The 15,829-nt window shown below is 69.6% G+C and carries 12 protein-coding genes; 5 read left to right on the top strand and 7 right to left on the bottom strand.

Features of this window, described 5'->3' with window-relative positions:
• Positions 1-35 precede the first annotated feature (35 nt).
• Positions 36-917 carry an AraC family transcriptional regulator gene (locus PJW05_RS07975; protein ID WP_271411178.1) on the bottom strand — a complete coding sequence of 294 codons (882 nt, stop codon included), beginning with the start codon at positions 915-917 and terminating at the stop codon, positions 36-38.
• 132 nt (positions 918-1,049) lie between these two features.
• On the opposite strand from PJW05_RS07975, the gene PJW05_RS07970 reads away from it, so the two are divergent.
• From PJW05_RS07970 to mmsB, 5 genes are all read left to right on the top strand, one after another.
• On the top strand, positions 1,050-2,543 hold the full coding sequence (locus tag PJW05_RS07970; RefSeq protein WP_271411177.1) for a CoA-acylating methylmalonate-semialdehyde dehydrogenase: 1,494 nt from the start codon (positions 1,050-1,052) through the stop codon (positions 2,541-2,543).
• Positions 2,544-2,607: 64 nt separating this feature from the next.
• Positions 2,608-3,771, top strand: coding sequence for an isobutyryl-CoA dehydrogenase (locus tag PJW05_RS07965; protein WP_271411176.1), 1,164 nt, complete (start codon positions 2,608-2,610; stop codon positions 3,769-3,771).
• A 10-nt stretch (positions 3,772-3,781) separates the two neighbouring features.
• On the top strand, positions 3,782-4,600 hold the full coding sequence (locus PJW05_RS07960) for an enoyl-CoA hydratase (RefSeq protein ID WP_271411175.1): 819 nt from the start codon (positions 3,782-3,784) through the stop codon (positions 4,598-4,600).
• Between the two features lie 23 nt (positions 4,601-4,623).
• Positions 4,624-5,727: an enoyl-CoA hydratase/isomerase family protein gene (locus tag PJW05_RS07955; RefSeq protein ID WP_271411174.1), complete on the top strand. Its 1,104-nt coding sequence runs from the start codon at positions 4,624-4,626 to the stop codon at positions 5,725-5,727.
• Between the two features lie 42 nt (positions 5,728-5,769).
• Positions 5,770-6,654: a 3-hydroxyisobutyrate dehydrogenase gene (mmsB, locus tag PJW05_RS07950; RefSeq protein ID WP_271411173.1), complete on the top strand. Its 885-nt coding sequence runs from the start codon at positions 5,770-5,772 to the stop codon at positions 6,652-6,654.
• 85 nt (positions 6,655-6,739) lie between these two features.
• Here mmsB and PJW05_RS07945 read toward each other — a convergent pair whose 3' ends face one another.
• The 6 genes from PJW05_RS07945 to bcsZ are packed head-to-tail and all read right to left on the bottom strand — an operon-like array spanning position 6,740 to position 15,822.
• Positions 6,740-7,888 carry an alginate O-acetyltransferase AlgX-related protein gene (locus PJW05_RS07945; protein ID WP_271411172.1) on the bottom strand — a complete coding sequence of 383 codons (1,149 nt, stop codon included), beginning with the start codon at positions 7,886-7,888 and terminating at the stop codon, positions 6,740-6,742.
• Between the two features lie 10 nt (positions 7,889-7,898).
• Entirely contained in the window at positions 7,899-9,317 is a 1,419-nt protein-coding gene (locus PJW05_RS07940; protein WP_271411171.1) for an MBOAT family O-acyltransferase, read from the bottom strand.
• Positions 9,318-9,326: 9 nt separating this feature from the next.
• The gene (locus tag PJW05_RS07935; RefSeq protein ID WP_271411170.1) at positions 9,327-10,001 is read right to left on the bottom strand and encodes an alginate O-acetyltransferase AlgF; all 675 of its coding nucleotides are present in this window, start codon (positions 9,999-10,001) and stop codon (positions 9,327-9,329) included.
• A complete protein-coding gene (locus PJW05_RS07930) occupies positions 10,001-10,660 on the bottom strand; it encodes an SGNH/GDSL hydrolase family protein (RefSeq protein ID WP_271411169.1) in 660 nt (219 codons plus the stop codon). Before PJW05_RS07930 ends, PJW05_RS07935 begins: the two co-directional genes overlap by 1 nt.
• Before the next feature lie 21 nt (positions 10,661-10,681).
• A complete protein-coding gene (locus PJW05_RS07925; protein WP_271411168.1) occupies positions 10,682-14,647 on the bottom strand; it encodes a cellulose biosynthesis protein BcsC in 3,966 nt (1,321 codons plus the stop codon).
• Positions 14,626-15,822, bottom strand: coding sequence for a cellulose synthase complex periplasmic endoglucanase BcsZ (gene bcsZ, locus PJW05_RS07920; protein ID WP_271411167.1), 1,197 nt, complete (start codon positions 15,820-15,822; stop codon positions 14,626-14,628). The genes PJW05_RS07925 and bcsZ overlap by 22 nt, the downstream gene beginning before the upstream one ends.
• Positions 15,823-15,829: the final 7 nt, after the last annotated feature.

Here is a 15,829-nt window from a genome sequence, read left to right as displayed (position 1 = left end):
CGCAGCTCAGCCACGACCTGCAAGTCGTGCCCGGCTCATCCCTGGTGCAGCGCCCGGTAGTGACTGGGCGCCATGCCCACCACCTTCCTGAACAACCGCGAAAAGTAATAGACGTCCTCGTAACCCAACTGCTCGGCGATCTGCTTCACCCCCTGGTCGCCCTCGTCCAGCAGCCGGCAGGCATGGGCCATCTTCAACTGGATGAAGTCCTGGATCGGCGCATGGCCGGTCAGGGCGCGGTAGGTCTTGGCGAAGTGGAAACGCGACAGCTTGAACTGCGCCGCCAGTTGGTCGAGGTTGAGGCTGTCGTGCAGGTGGGCGCGCATCACCGCCTGTACCGCGTCCACATCCAGCACCCGCCCGGACTTCAGGTAGCCACGCACCGGCAGCACCGCCAGGGACGTCAGCAGGGTCTGCAACTGGTGGCTGGCATGCACGAAGTGCGGCAGGTTCAGCCCCTGCTTGCGCAGCCCCAGCAGGGCATCGAAGTCCGCCAGCAGGCGCGGCTGCACACCGATCCGATGCAGGACGGACTGGCCCAGGGGACGCAGGTAGTCCTCCACCAGCTCTCCCTCGAAATGCACCCAGTAGATGCTCCAGGGGCGCCGGGCGTCCGCGCCATAGGCGTGGAGGCGGCCCTTGGGCAGCAGCAACAGGTCGCCACCCGCCACCTCGAATCGTCCATCCCCGCACTCCAGCCAGCCCTGCCCGGAACGGCAGTAGACCAGCAGGTGGTCCGCCGGCGCATGGCGCTCCATGCGGTGCCCCAGGGCTTCCGGGTAGTAGCCCAGCGCCAGGGGATAACAGGCCGAAGTCAAGGGGTGACGCGCCAACAGACGCCGCAGGCGGGGCGGCGTGGTGAAGCGCACGCCATTGGCCGGCAGCGGCCAGTTGGAGGTTTCCACGGAGCGGCTCATGGCGGTTCTCGAATGCGTCTGCAATGCCAAGATCGTCCATCCGACGACCAAGATCGTCAATCCACATCTGCCCCGGCGGCCGTTATAAGAGCAAGAAACAACACAGTCCCGTCTCACGGGTGGAGGTCCCAGATGGCCAAGACCATCCCGCAACTGATCGACGGCGAGTGGCGCGAAAGCCGCGCCCGCGAGCTGATCGAAGTGACCGACCCGGCGACCCAGGAAGTCCTCGCGCTGGCCCCCAAGGCCACGGCCGAGGAAATCGAGGCCGCCGTCGCCAGCGCCAAGCTAGCCTTCCAGACCTGGCGCGAGGTGCCGGTCCCGGAGCGCGCACGGATGATGCTGCGCTACCAGCAACTGCTCAAGGATCACCACGACGAACTGGCCGAACTGCTCGCCAGCGAGACCGGCAAGACCTTCGCCGATGCCAAGGGCGACGTCTGGCGCGGCATCGAAGTGGCCGAGCACGCCGCCAACGTGGCCAGCCTGATGATGGGCGAGACAGTGGAGAACGTCGCCCGCGAGATCGACACCGCCAGTTGGGTGCAGCCCCTCGGTGTCTGCGTCGGCATCACCCCCTTCAATTTCCCGGCGATGATCCCGCTGTGGATGTTTCCCCTGGCCATCGCCTGCGGCAACACCTTCGTCCTCAAGCCGTCCGAACAGGACCCGCTGACCCCCAACCGCCTTGCCGAGCTGTTCCTCGAAGCCGGCGCGCCCAAGGGGGTGCTGCAGGTGATCCACGGCGGCCGCGAGCAGGTGGACGCCCTGCTCACCCACCCGGACGTGCGTGCCATTTCCTTCGTCGGCTCGGTGCCAGTGGGCCAGCACATCTACCGCACCGGCACCGCCCACCTGAAGCGGGTGCAGGCCTTCGCCGGCGCCAAGAACCACATGGTGGTGCTGCCCGACGCCCACAAGGACCAGGTGCTGAGCAACCTGGTGGGCGCCAGTTGCGGCGCCGCCGGCCAGCGCTGCATGGCCATCAGCGTGGCGGTTTTCGTCGGCGAGGCGCGGGCGTGGATTCCCGAGCTGGCCGCGCAGATGGCCGAGCTGCGTCCCGGCCACTGGAAGGACGCCCATTCCGCCTTCGGCCCGCTGATCAGCCAGCAGGCCCGCCAGCGGGTGTTGCGGCTGATCGCCGAAGGCAAGGCGGAAGGTGCCGAATGCCTGCTGGACGGTTCCCAGTGCCAGGTGCCGGGCTATCCCAACGGCAACTGGCTCGGCCCCACCCTGTTCCGCGGCGTGACCGCGAAGATGGGCCTGTACCGCGAGGAAATCTTCGGGCCGGTGCTGATCTGCATGGAGGTGGACAGCCTGGAAGAGGCCATCGCACTGGTCAACGCCAACCCCTACGGCAACGGCACCAGCCTGTTCACCCGTTCCGGCGGCGCCGCGCGGCACTTCCAGCACGCGGTGGAAGTCGGCCAGGTGGGCATCAACGTGCCGATTCCGGTGCCCCTGCCCTTCTTCTCCTTCACCGGCTGGAAGGGCTCCTTCTATGGCGACCTGCATGCCTACGGCAAGCAGGCGGTGCGCTTCTACACCGAGACCAAGACCGTCACCAGCCGCTGGTTCGACGACGCCCCGGTGAGCGGACCGAACATGACCATCCACCTGAAGTAAGGGCGAACGCAGTCGCCCAGCGGTGCGCAGCACCGCCCCGGAACCGAACCGAGGCAGAACACAGATGAATTTCGACCTCACCGAAGAACAACGCCTGCTGGTGGACAGTGCCCGCGCCTTCGCCAGCCACGAACTGGCGCCCCATGCCGCCGACTGGGACCGCGGGCACCACTTCCCCCTGGAGGTGATCCGCCGCGCCGCCGAGCAGGGCTACCTGGCCCTCTACATCGGCGAGGAGGACGGCGGACTGGGCCTGTCCCGACTCTCCGCCTCGCTGATCTTCGAGCAACTGGCGGCCGGCTGCGTAGCCACCACCGCCTACCTGACCATCCACAACATGGCCGCCTGGATGCTCGCCTCGTTCGGCGACGCGAAGCTCAAGGCCCGTTGGCTGCCCGGCTTGATCGACGGCGAGTTGCTGGCGTCCTATTGCCTGACCGAGCCCGACGCCGGCTCCGACGCCGCCCGCCTGCGCACCCGCGCCCGCCGCGACGGCGACCACTATGTGCTGGACGGCAGCAAGTGCTTCATTTCCGGCGCCGGCAGCACCCAGGTGCTGATCGTCATGGCGCGCACGGGCGAGGACGGCGCCAAGGGCATCTCCTGCTTCCTCGTGCCGGCCGACGCCGAAGGCGTCCGCTATGGTCGCAACGAGGACAAGATGGGCTGGCGCGCCCAACCCACCCGCACCATCACCTTCGAAGGCGTGCGCATTCCCGTCGGCAACCGCATCGGCCCGGAAGGCCAGGGCTTCGTCTACGCCATGAAGGGCCTGGACGGTGGCCGCCTGAACATCGCCAGCTGCTCCCTCGGGGCCGCCCAGGCTGCCCTGGAGCAGAGCCTGCGCTACGTGGAAGAACGCAAGCAGTTCGGCAAGCCCCTGGCCGAGTTCCAGGCGCTGCAGTTCAAACTCGCCGACATGCTCACCGCCCTCACCGCCAGCCGGCAGATGGTGCGCCTGGCCGCCCATCGTCTGGACCAACGCCACGCCGAGGCCGGCCTCTACTGCGCCATGGCCAAGCGCTTCGCCACCGACCAGTGCTTCGAACTCTGCAACGAGGCCCTGCAGCTCCACGGCGGTTACGGCTACCTGAACGACTATCCTCTGGAACGCTGGGTGCGGGATACCCGCGTGCACCAGATCCTGGAAGGCACCAACGAAATCATGCGCGTGATCATCGCGCGCCGTTTACTGGAACAGGGCGGCGCCCTGGACCGCCTCTTGTAAGGAGCTGCACATGACCACCGCCGTCGAACCCTACCAACCCGGCGTCTTCGACCTGACCCACAAACTCACCGTGGAGAAGCACGGCCATACCGCGCTGATCACCATCAACCACCCGCCGGCCAACACCTGGGACCGCGAGTCGCTGATCGGTCTCAAGCAACTGATCGAGCACCTCAACCGCGACGACGATATCTACGCGCTGGTGGTGACCGGCCAGGGGCAGAAGTTCTTCAGCGCCGGCGCCGACCTCAACCTGTTCGCCGACGGCGACAAGGCCCGCGCCCGCGAAATGGCCCGCCGCTTCGGCGAGGCCTTCGAGGCCCTGCGCGATTTTCGCGGTGTATCCATCGCCGCGATCAACGGCTACGCCATGGGTGGCGGCCTGGAATGCGCCCTGGCCTGCGACATCCGCATCGCCGAGCGCCAGGCACAGATGGCCCTGCCGGAAGCCACCGTGGGCCTGCTGCCCTGTGCCGGCGGCACCCAGGCGCTGTCCTGGCTGGTGGGCGAAGGCTGGGCCAAGCGCATGATCCTCTGCGGCGAACGGCTGGACGCCGAAACCGCCCTGCGTATCGGCCTGGTGGAGCAGGTGGTGGACAGCGGCGAAGCCCGTGGCACCGCCCTGCTGCTGGCCGCCAAGGTGGCGCGGCAGAGCCCGGTGGCGGTGCGCACCATCAAGCCGCTGATCCAGGGTGCCCGTGCGCGTGGGCCGAACAGCTGGCTGCCGGAAGAACGCGAACGCTTCGTCGACCTGTTCGACGCCGAGGACACCCGCGAAGGCGTCAACGCCTTCCTGGAAAAGCGCGACCCGCACTGGCGCAACAAATGAGCGAAAGCCGGACGAGAACGACCATGAATGTGAGTTTCGAAGAACGCAACGGCCTGCATGGCGCACGTATCGGCATCGCCAGCCTGGACGCCGAGGCCAGCCTCAACGCCCTCTCCCTGCCGATGATCGAGGCCCTGGACGACCGGCTGCGGGCCTGGGCCGACGACCCGGAGATCGTCTGCGTGCTGCTGCGCGGCAATGGCCCCAAGGCCTTCTGCGCCGGCGGCGACGTGCGCAAGCTGGTGGACGCCTGCCGCGAGCACCCCGGTGTGGTGCCGCCGCTCGCTGGCCGCTTCTTCTCCGATGAGTACCGCCTCGATCACCGCATCCACACCTATCCCAAACCGCTGATCTGCTGGGCCCACGGCCATGTGCTGGGCGGCGGCATGGGCCTGATGCAAGGCGCCTCGATTCGCATCGTCACCCCCTCCAGCCGCCTCGGCATGCCGGAAATCAACATCGGACTCTATCCCGACGTCGGCGGCAGCTGGTTCCTCGCCCGGCTGCCGGGCAGGCTCGGTCTGTTCCTCGGCCTGGGCGCCGGCACCATCAACGCCCACGACGCCCTGGACCTGGACCTGGCCGATCGCTTCCTCCTCGACGACCAGCAGGACGCCCTGTTGGCCGGCCTGGTCCAGCTCAACTGGCAGGACCAGCCCGACGCCCAGCTCAACAGCCTGCTCAAGGCCCTGGAACACGAAGCCCGCGGCCAGTTGCCGGAAGCCCAGTGGCTGCCCCGGCGCAAGCGCATCGACGCGCTGCTGGATGTGCCCGACCTGCCCGCCGCCTGGAAGGCCCTGACCGCCCTGCAGCACGACAGCGACGTGCCCCTGGCGCGCGCGGCCAAGACCCTGGCCGCCGGCTGCCCGCTCACGGCCCACCTGGTCTGGGAGCAGATTCGCCGGGCCAGGCACCTGTCCCTCGCCGACGTGTTCCGCATGGAATACACCATGAGCCTGAACTGCTGCCGCCACCCGGAGTTCCCCGAAGGCGTGCGCGCCCGGCTGATCGACAAGGACAACGCGCCGCGCTGGCACTGGCCGGACGTGGCGGCCATTCCCCGCACGGTGGTGGAAGCCCATTTCGAGCCGGTGTGGGAAGGCCGGCACCCGCTGGACGATCTCTGACCGAACGCCGCGGCCGCACGGCCCGGCCCAAGGAGAAGCACGATGAGCAAGATCGCCTTTATCGGACTCGGCCACATGGGCCTGCCCATGGCCCGCAACCTGCTCAAGGCCGGCCACGAACTCAAGGTCTACGACCTGGTGCAGGCCGCCGTCGACGAACTGGCGGCCGAGGGTGCCAGACCCGCGCGGGACGCCCGTGACGCCGTCGGCGATGCCCAGGTGGTCATCACCATGCTGCCGGCCAGCCGGCACGTGGAGGGCCTGCTGCTGGGCGAGGGCGGGCTGCTGGAGTCCATCGCCGCCGGCAGCCTGCTGCTGGAGTGCTCGACCATCGCCCCGGAATCCGCGCGCAAGGTGCACGCAGCGGCCAAGGCGCGCGCTATCGAGCTGCTGGACGCCCCGGTGTCCGGCGGTACCGCCGGGGCGGCGGCAGGCACCCTGACCTTCATGGTGGGTGGCGAGGCGGCGGCCCTGGAAAAGGCCCGGCCGATCTTCCAGGCCATGGGCAAGAACATTTTCCACGCCGGCCCCGACGGTGCCGGCCAGGTGGCCAAGGTGTGCAACAACCAGTTGCTCGCGGTGCAGATGATCGGCACCGCCGAATCCATGGCCCTGGGCGTGGCCAACGGCCTGGACCCGGACGTACTGGCCGAAATCATGCGCCAGAGCTCGGGCGGCAACTGGGTGCTGGAGCGCTACAACCCCTGGCCGGGCGTGATGCCCAACGCTCCGGCGAGCAAGGACTACGAAGGCGGCTTCATGGCCGAACTGATGGCCAAGGACCTGGGCCTGGCCCAGGAAACCGCGCAGCACAGCCTCAGCAGCACCCCCATGGGCGCCCTGGCGCTGCAGCTCTACCGCCTGCTGCTCAAGCAGGGCAAGGGCAAGAAGGATTTCTCGGTGGTGCAGAAGCTGTTCACCGAGTGAATGGCCCGCCCCCTCGGCCGGGAGGTTCGTAGGGTGGACCACGCGTCACCGGTCCACCATTCGCGGCCCGCCGGGACTCCGTGCCCTACCCCTGCGGCAGGACGATGTCGTCCTCGTACGGCGATTGCAGGTCGCGTTCGGGGATTTCCCAGATCAGCAGCTCCGGTGGCGTCTGCTTGAACGCCGGGCTGGCCAGGTAGTCCTTCGCGGCGCCGGAGAATTCGCCGCCGTCCTTGGCGAAGTTGCCCAGGCTGGCGCCCAGGGCCTGTTCGAGGAAGGGCACGAAGTTCGAGTTGCGCGAGAAGGAGGTGCCGATCAGCGCAACGTTGGGCAACTGGCTGTCGCCGAACAGATCATCTTCGCTGAGGGCGTCGTCCGTCGCTTCCACGCTGCTGAACAGCGTACTGGCGACGCGCTCCTGCGCCGGCTGCAGCGCCGCGGGCAGCCAGTCGAGTCCGGCCAGGCGCACCAGGTCGCCGGGGCGCACGGCCGGCGCTTCCCGGGTGCGCCGGACGGCCTTGGCCGGTGTCGCGGTGACGCCCAGCGCGGCGACACGGCCGGCCACCGCGCGGGCGGCCGCCTCGGCGCCGGTCTCGTTCCAGTGGCTGTCGGTGCGCAGGTAAGCCGCGCTGCCCAACGGGCCCAGCACCTCGGCCAGATTCAGCACCGGGATGCCGGCGCCCTGCAAGGCGGCCTGCCATTGCACCGCGCGCCCGGCGAAGCCGGCGGAGCGCGGGATGGCGCACAGCCGGTCGGCGGCGATGCGGCTCTTGTCCGGCACCAGCACCACCAGCAGGCGGATGTTCCGGCTCGCCAGGTAGTCGCGCACCGCGCGGACCTTGGCCGCGCGGGCCTCGGCATGGGCGGCGGCGTGGGGATGCACCTTCAGCTCGTCGGTGAGGAACAGCCAGCCGGGACACCCCTGGCGCACGCGGCTGCCGGTGTCACCAATGGCCAGCCAACTGGCCGCCCGCTCCAAGTCGGCGGCCTGTTGGGCGAAGGGCACGTGGGCCAGTTCCCGGGCGATATGGTGGGTGATCTCACCCTTGCGGATGGCGTTCCAGTCAACCTTCGCCGGCATCAGCTGGATCGCACCGCTGACGAACAGCGCCCAGAAGCTGCAGGCCAGGCCGAAGAACAGGAAGGTGAACATCACCGCCCCGACCAGCGGGCTGAGGCGGATCATCATCTGGCTGGGCGGCACCGGTGCCAGGGAGTCGTCTTTCTTCGACATGCTCGGGCCCCTAGAACTGGAAGTAGAGGAAGGGCACGGTTTCGCGGCTGGCGATCAGGGCGAACGACAGCAGGAAACCGAGTACCGGCCACAGCGCGCCGACCACGCGGAACAGCGCCACCTCGCCGAAGCGGGCTTCGGCGCGCGCCTGGTAGAGCGGCAGGATCAGGCAGAGCACGCCCAGCGCCGCGGCAATGCCGTGGGCCGGACGCAAGGTCGCCGCCAGGGGGGCGCCGAGGGCGAAGCCGTGCAGGCCGAACTGCCCGGCGTACAGGTTCAGCGCCGTGGCGAAGTCCGGCGCGCGGAACAGGGTCCAGGCCAGGCAGACGAACAGCAGGGTCACACTGTGCGCCAGCCAGGCCGGCAGGTCCGGCAGGCCGGCGCGGCTCCAGGCGCGGTCGACGCACAGCGCCAGGCCGTGGGCCGCGCCCCACATCACGTAGTTCCAGCTGTCGCCGCCGTGCCAGAGGCCGCCGATGGCCATGATCAGGAACAGGTTGCGGTAGGTCTTCCAGGTGCCCAGGCGATTGCCGCCCAGGCCGATGTAGAGGTAATCGCGCAGCCAGCTCGACAACGAAATGTGCCAGCGCCGCCAGAAATCCTGGATGTTGCGCGCCCAGTAGGGCCGGTTGAAGTTCTCCGGGAAGTGGAAGCCGAGCATCAGGCCCAGGCCGATGGCCATGGCGCTGTAGCCGGCGAAATCGAAGAACAGCTGCAGCGAGTAGGCCAGGCAGCCGATCCAGGCATCGACGAAGGACGGCGACTCCTGGGCGAAGGCCACGGCCACCAGCGGCGACAGGCTGTCGGCCACCAGCACCTTCATGCTCATGCCGATCATGAAGCGGCGCGAGCCGAGGGCGAAATTCTGCCGGTTGAAATATCGCTGGTTGAGCTCCTGGCGCACCCAGTCGTAGCGGATGATCGGCCCGGCGATGGAATGGCCGAACATCGCCAGGTAGGTGGCGAAGTTGGCGAAGCTGCGCTCCACCGGCACCACCCGGCGGTGCACGTCCACCAGGTAGGAAATCACCTGCAGGACGATGAACGACAGGCCCGCCGGCAGGGCGACCTTCTGCCACTCGAACGGCAGCGCGCCCTGGGTGACCAACAGCTCGTTGAAGGTGGCGGCGAGGATGTTGGCGTACTTGTACCAGCACAGCACCAGCACGTTGAGGGCGATCAGCCCCGCCAGCAGGCGGATACGCAACAGGCGCGCCGGGTCGCCGCTGCGCTCGACCAGCAGGCCGCCGAGCCAGCCCACCCCCGTCAGCAGCACATGCAGCAGCAGGAAGGCCGGGCTCAGCCAGCCGTAGAACAACCAGCTGCCCAGCAGCAGCACGTGGTTGCGCCCCCCCGCCCCGGCAAGTGCGTAGACCAGCATGAACGCCGGCAGGAACAGGATGAGGAATTCCAGGGAAGCGAAGACCATGGGCGTTCGTCAGTGGGCCAGGTTGTCCTGCACCTGGATCAGGCGCGGGCCCTGGGCCGACGGCACCAGGAACAGGGTATAGCGCTGGCCGGCGGCCAGTTCGCCGAGGGCCAGCGGTTCGCCCACCGGGGCGCCGCCGCAGCGCAATTGCACCGACAGTTTCAGCGGGTTGATCGAGCGGCGCTGCAGGCTGCCGTCGGCCACGCCCTTGAAAATGTCGACGTTGCGTCCGGCCGCCTGCACGCCGGCATCGGCGCAGGTGGCATCCAGGCTGTAGAAGGCCAGCGACGCCTTGAGCGCGTTGAAGTCATCCGGCTGCTCGCGCACGGTGACCAGGCGCAGGCCCTGCCCCGCCACGGGAATGCCGACCACGGTGGCGAATTCGCCCGGCTCGACGCTGACATCCAGCGCCTGCTCCTGGCCGTCCAGCTTCAGGCTGCCCTTGACCGCTTTGCCGGCCGGCACGGTGAGGAAGTCCGAGGCACGCCGGACACTGTCCACGCTCAGGCTGGCGCCGGAACCGGCAGCGGTCAGCTCCAGGGGGCCCGTGCCGGCGTTGAAGAAGCGCAGGAAGGCCGAGTCTTCGCTGGGGCCAGTGGGGTACAGGGGAATTTCGGCGGCCTGGGCGCCGCCCAGGACCAGCAGGCCACCCAGGCCCGCCAGGGCATGCAGGGCGCGCGTCATCACTTGGCCCCCTTGAGGCTGGCGGCCGGCAGCTTGCTCATCGCGTCCGCGATGGCATTGCCCCAGGCCTTGTAGCCGGCGACGGTGAAGTGCTGGCCGTCGGTGGTGATCCACTCGCCGGGCTTGGACAGCTTCAGCGAGTCGATGTAGCTGCAGGGCGCCACGTTGGCGGCAAGGAACTGCGACATCAGTTGGGTGCGCTGGGCGTTCTTCTTGTACATGCCGCCCTCCTTGCCCCAGGCCGGGCCCACCCACACGCAGCGGGTGCCGGTTTCGGCGATGGCCTTGGTCAGGCTGGTCACGCTCTGCCAGGCCCAGGCCTTGGGAAACGCGGGCTTGTCGTAGGACGCCATGGTGTCGCCGATCACCAGCACCACCACGTCCGGTTTTTCCGCGGCGATCAGTTGCTTGATCGGCGTGGTGGTGGCTTCGCGGCCCTTGATCAGCAGCTTGCCGGTGCCCTTGAGCTCCGCGCCGCAATCCACCTTCTTGGTGATCAGCCAGTCGCCGGCACTGGCGCCGCAGGCGCCGATGGCGTGCACCGTCGCGCCCTTCTGGGCGAGCGCCGCGTTGAGCGGTTCGGTCAGGTGGTTTTGCAGGCTCATGTGGCTTTCGCCGAGTACCAGCAGGGACAGTCCGGCCAGGACGGAAGAAGACATCGCAACGGCTCCTTGACTCGATCAGTTCGAATAGGGGGATTGGTAAGGGCTGACCGGCAGCTTCATCGGCCGGGTCATGTCCTCGAACAGGTAACGGAGGTACAGACCGCTGTTCCATTGGCGGTAGTCCTGGGCGTTGTCCAGGCCCAGGTGACCGCCGACGTAGAAGTGGCTGCCCAGTTGGTATTCGGCGGCACCGGCGAGGCTGTAGCCGACCCCGGTCTTGCTCTCGCCCCGGTACACCGCCTCGCGGCCGAGGACGCGGCTGGCCTCGGCCTGCAGGTTGGCGTCGCCGGGGAAGTAGTCGGCCTCGTCCTGGTCGATGAACTGCACGCCCAGGGAGCCCTTCAGCGCCACGCTCAGGCGGTCGTAGCGGCGCGCCCAGCTCACCGGCACACCGATGGCGAAGAAGGTCTGCGGGCTGAAGTAGCCGCCGTGGCCGTAGGTGAACTGGCCGAGGTTCTCGTCGTAGGCCATGGCCGTCATGCTCAGGCCGGCGGTGAGCAGCCTGTCGTCGTCGTTCTGCAAGTACCAGTAGACGCCGGCGCCCAGTTCGCCACGGTTGTTGTCCTCGACATGCTTGCCCAGCAGGCGGTGCCAGGAACCGTAGGCGTAGGTGCCCACTTCCTGGTCGTCGTAGCTCAGTTCGGCACGCCCGCCGTTGGCGGTGACCCCGCCCCACTGCTGGCCGGTGCGCTTGTCCTCGGCGCCGGCAAAGGACAGCAGGCTGTCGGTCACCGCGCGCCGCGACAGCTTGGCGCCCCAGTGCAGGTTGGGGTTGCTGGCGAAGGGGCGCTGCACGCTGACGCCGCCGACCGCCGTGCTGTAGAGGAAGCCCTGGGGCGTGGTGCCGAGGTCGGCCTTGACGCCCTCGGCGGGGCTCTCGAAGGCGACGGCCAGCCCGACCCCGGCGTCCTTCTGCGAGCCGGGCGACAGGCCCGGGTTGGCGGCCGAGGCGGCCGGCCCACCGCCGAAGCGGCTGGCGGCGTCGTCATCGAGGCTGCCGGCATTCAGCGCCACCGGCGTGACCCGCACGGCCAGGCGGTTGTCGCCGGCCGGGATGTTCGCCTCGAAGGGCGCCTCGATGTCGCTCAGACGGCTCAGCCCGGATTCGCTGTCGTTGGCGCGGATGGTCAGGCCCTGGGCGACGAAGCCGCTGCGCTCCTGAATGATGTCGTCGAGGGCGCGCGCCGCCTCGCTCATGCCGGCGCGCGGGTCCGCCTGGGCGGCCGCCGGCGGCTCGGCGAAGGGGTTGGCCGCCAGGGCCGCTGCGGTTTGTCCGTAGGCATCGGTGGAAGCCAGCGCCCCGCCGTAGGGATCGGCCAGGTAGGTCGCCGCTGGCACCGCCATGGGCGCGGCGGAGAGGGGGTCGGTGGCGGGCAGCCGCTCGCCCTGCCCCGCCGGCTCGGCGCCCACCGGCGCCGGGATGGCGCCCGACATCGCGGCGGCGGTGCCGATGCCGGCGAAGGGGTTGGCCTGGGCGGCGGCAGCCGGCGCGCTGGCGGCGAAGGCCGGGCTGCTCGACTGGCGCTGCTCCTGGGCCACCACCTTGCGCAGCAACTCGGCGGCCTTGCCCGAACGGCCCTGCTGGCGATAGATGCGCGCAGCGCTGGTGAGGATGTCCGGGTCGTTCGGCGCCAGCTTCAGGGCACGCTGCAAGGACTGCTCGGCGAAACCGTCGTCGCGCAGCTGGGCGGCCATGTCGGCGGCGCCGATCTGCAGCCGGGCATCGTCGGGCTGGCGTTGCAGCAGCGGCTTGTAGAGTTCCAGGGCCTTGCTCGGGTTGCCGTTGGCGGCATACATGCGCGCCAGGGCGGACACCGCCAGGCTGTCCTGCGGCCGCTGCGCCAGGGCCGGCGCCAGGGTCTCGTAGGCCGCGGCCAGTTCGCCGCGCTCGCGCAGCTTCTCAGCCTGGCGGACACGGTAGAGGAACAGCAGGTCGTCGTACTGCCGGCGCTCGTCCGGACTCAGGCTGCGCCCCTGCAAGTCCCGCAGGATGGCGCTGACCTCGGCGTCCTGGTCGGCCTGCAGCAGCACCCCGGCGTATTGCAGGGTCAGGCCCGGTTCGGCGCGCGGACTGCGCGCCAGCAGGTCGCGCATCATGGCGATGGCGCGCTGCGGGTCCCTGGCCTCGGCATAGGCCGTGGCCAGGCTCGCCAGACGCTGCGGGTGGCTGGCGGCCTGGGGTTCGAGGCGCACCAGGAAGGCACGGGCCTCCTGGTAGCGGCCGGTCTTGTTCAGCGCCTGGATGTCCTGCAGGCGCAGGTTGAAATCCACCTCGCCCACCAGCCGGTTGACGTCGGCATTGCGCGCCGCCGGCGGAATCCGCGCCAGGCTGTCACGGGCCTTCTGCCATTCGCCGAGCTGCATCGACAGCAAGGCGCTGGTGTAGAGGGCGTCGGGGTCCTTCGGCTGGCTGGCCAGCAGGCCGTCCACCAGGCTGCGCGCCTCCTCGACGGCGCCCAGGCCGACATAGAGGCGGGCCAGGGCGAAACGCGCCCAGGCGTTGTTCGGGTCATGGCGCAGCGCTTCCTCCAGGGCGGCGCGCTGCCCGGCCGGGTCGCCGCGCTGTTCGGCCAGGCGGGCCCGCTGCATGGCCTGTTCGGCGCGCATCTGGCCCAGGCCACCGACCTTGTCCTGTTCGGCCTTGGGCAGCGCCTCGATCAGGCGCAGCGCTTCCTCCTGCTTGCCCTGTGGGCCGAGTACGGCGATCAGGCCGCGACGAGCCTGGGCGTTGGCAGGCTGCTGCGCCAGGACCCGGCGATAGCCCGCCTCCGCGGCGGCGTAGTCGCCCTGCTCGGCCTGAAGGTCGGCCAGCGCGGCCTGGGCGGCGACGTCGCGCGGTTTCAGGCGAATGGCCTGTTCCAACTGGCGGCGCGCCTCGGCGCCACGGCCCTTGGCCTGGGCATCGCGGGCGCGCTGCAACAGCGACCAGTAGCGCACCTCATCCAGGGCTTTGCGCCAGGCGCTGCCGCCCTTCTGCCGCACGGCCTTGCTCAGCAAGACCTCGGCATCGTCCAGACGGTCCTGCTGCTGGCGCAGCACACCCAGGCCGCCCAGGGCGTCCCCATCGTCGGGGTGGGTCTTCAGGCGTGCGGAAAACGCGCGTTCGGCGCTGGCCCGGTCGCCCCGTTCCAGCGCCTCGAGCCCGCGCGCCACGCCGGCGTCGCGCTGCCAGGCGCCGGTCCCGGCGGCGGGCTGGCTGCGGCCCTTGGCCAGCAGCGCACGGATTTCCTCGTCGTCCGGGTGGGCCTTGAGGAAGTCTTCGAACAGCGGCGCCTGAGCCTTGTTCGGCGCGCCCATCCAGGTCAGCGCCAGACGCCAGCTCTCGTCGGCGTCGCCGCCGATGTCCTCGCGGGTGGACAGCCTGGCCAGGGCGCGGATGCCCTCGGCGCGGGTGTCCTCGCGCCGGGCCAGGTGCTTGGCCAGAAACAGGTCGACGAAGGCGTCGTCGGGGCGTTCGCGCACCAGGCGCTCCAGCCCGCCGCGGGCTTCCGCCCAGTTGCCTTCGGTGAAGCCCAGGTTGTTGTAGTACTCGCGGCCGATCAGGCCCTGGGCCGGCTTGCCGCCCAGCAGTTGCCGATAGACCGCCGCGGCCTGCTCGCGCTCACCGTTGTCCACCAGCAGGCGCGCTTCTTCCAGTTTCTCCCGGTTGGCCGGCTCGGCCAGGCGGATGTCCTGCTCCAGTTGCAGCGCCTGGCGCGGCAGCGGCTGGATGGCCTGCAGACGAGCGAGGTATTCACCGGCCTTGCGCAACTGCCCGGCCTGCACTTCGATGGCGCCCAGGCCATAAAGGGCGTCGGGCTGGGCAGCGTCGAGCAGCAACAGCTTGTTCCAGGTTTCGGCGGCGCGCTTGGGTTTGTCCTGGGCCTGCCAGAACTGCCCCTGCTGGATCAACAGGCTCTGGGCGTCGCTGTCGTCGGCGTGGCCGACGCCCTGCGCCAGGGCGAGCATGAGACCGAGGGTCAGCGGGTGGTGGCGGAACATGGAGACTCCCAGAACGTGTGAACGCTGCCTTCGGCGTCGAAGCGGTAGCGTTTCTCCGCCCAGCCGAGGCCGAAGAGGCTGAGCATGTAGTCGTAATAAACCGGCGGCTGGTCTGCCTTGCGCTCGCCCGCGAGCGCGGCCTCCAGGCCGGCGCTGGCGCGCTTGTACTGCAGGTCGGCGAGCCAGGGTTGCCGCGCCGTATGGAAATAGGGAACCAGGGCGGCGGAGAAGCCGAACGGTCCGGCCCCTTCGCCGCGACCCTGCTGCACCGCCACCTTTTCCGGCGGTACGCCGCTGGAGGCAGTGACCCTGGCCATGCCGTCGAGGCTGGCCAGCACCTTGGCCAGCAGCGGGTCGGCGTCATCGGTGATGCCGGCCCAGAGATAGACGCGGATGGCGTCGTAGCTGCCGACATCGCCCTTGAACGGATCGTCGACGAACAGGCCGCTGCCCTCGGAGGTGCCGCGATAGCCGACCCAGTCGGCGACGAAGCCATGGGCGGAACCCCGCACCAGCAGGGTCGCGGTGTTTTCGGCGATGGCCCGCCAGGGGCCGTCCGGCTCGAACCGCGCCAGGCGGCGCAGCAGCGGCAGCGGCAGGTAGCTGGGGTTCAGGCGCCACAGGTGATCGGGCTGGACGAAGCCCACCGGCCCAGGCAGGAGCATCGGCCCGAGGCCGGGCAGGTCGGCCATTTCCTGCGCCTTGACGCGGCCCAGCAGGCGCCCGGCGTCGGCCTGGTACTCGGGTTTGCGCCACAGCCGTGCGGCTTCCAGCAGGGCATAGGCGAACCAGAGGTCGGCGTCGGAAGCGGAGTTCGGGTCCTGGACCTTCCACTGGCCGTCTTCGCCCTTGCCCCAGAGCCAGGCCGGCAACTGGTGCTGCGGTGCGTTGCCGGCGAGGTTCTCGCGGCTCCAGCGCCAGATTTTCTCGAAGCGCGGCGCATCGTTGGCCACCAGGGCGAAGAACAGCGCGTAGGCCTGTCCCTCCGACGTGCTGTGGTCGGGCTGCAGGCTGGACTCCAGCACGCGGCCGTCATCCTGCACCCAGCGTTCGGCGAACCGCTGCCAGTCCGGCCAGTTGGCGTCGCACGTGGCGGCCTGCGCCACGGCGCTCGCCAGGCTGGCGAACAGGCCGGTGCACAGGCGCGGCAACCACGCGGTTCGGGTTCGGCTCATGGGCGCG

It is taken from the genome of Pseudomonas sp. Q1-7, assembly GCF_028010285.1.
In the GTDB taxonomy this organism is placed as follows: domain Bacteria; phylum Pseudomonadota; class Gammaproteobacteria; order Pseudomonadales; family Pseudomonadaceae; genus Metapseudomonas.
Note: the sequence above shows the minus strand (reverse complement) of the source record. Positions and strands in the feature narration are given on the sequence as shown.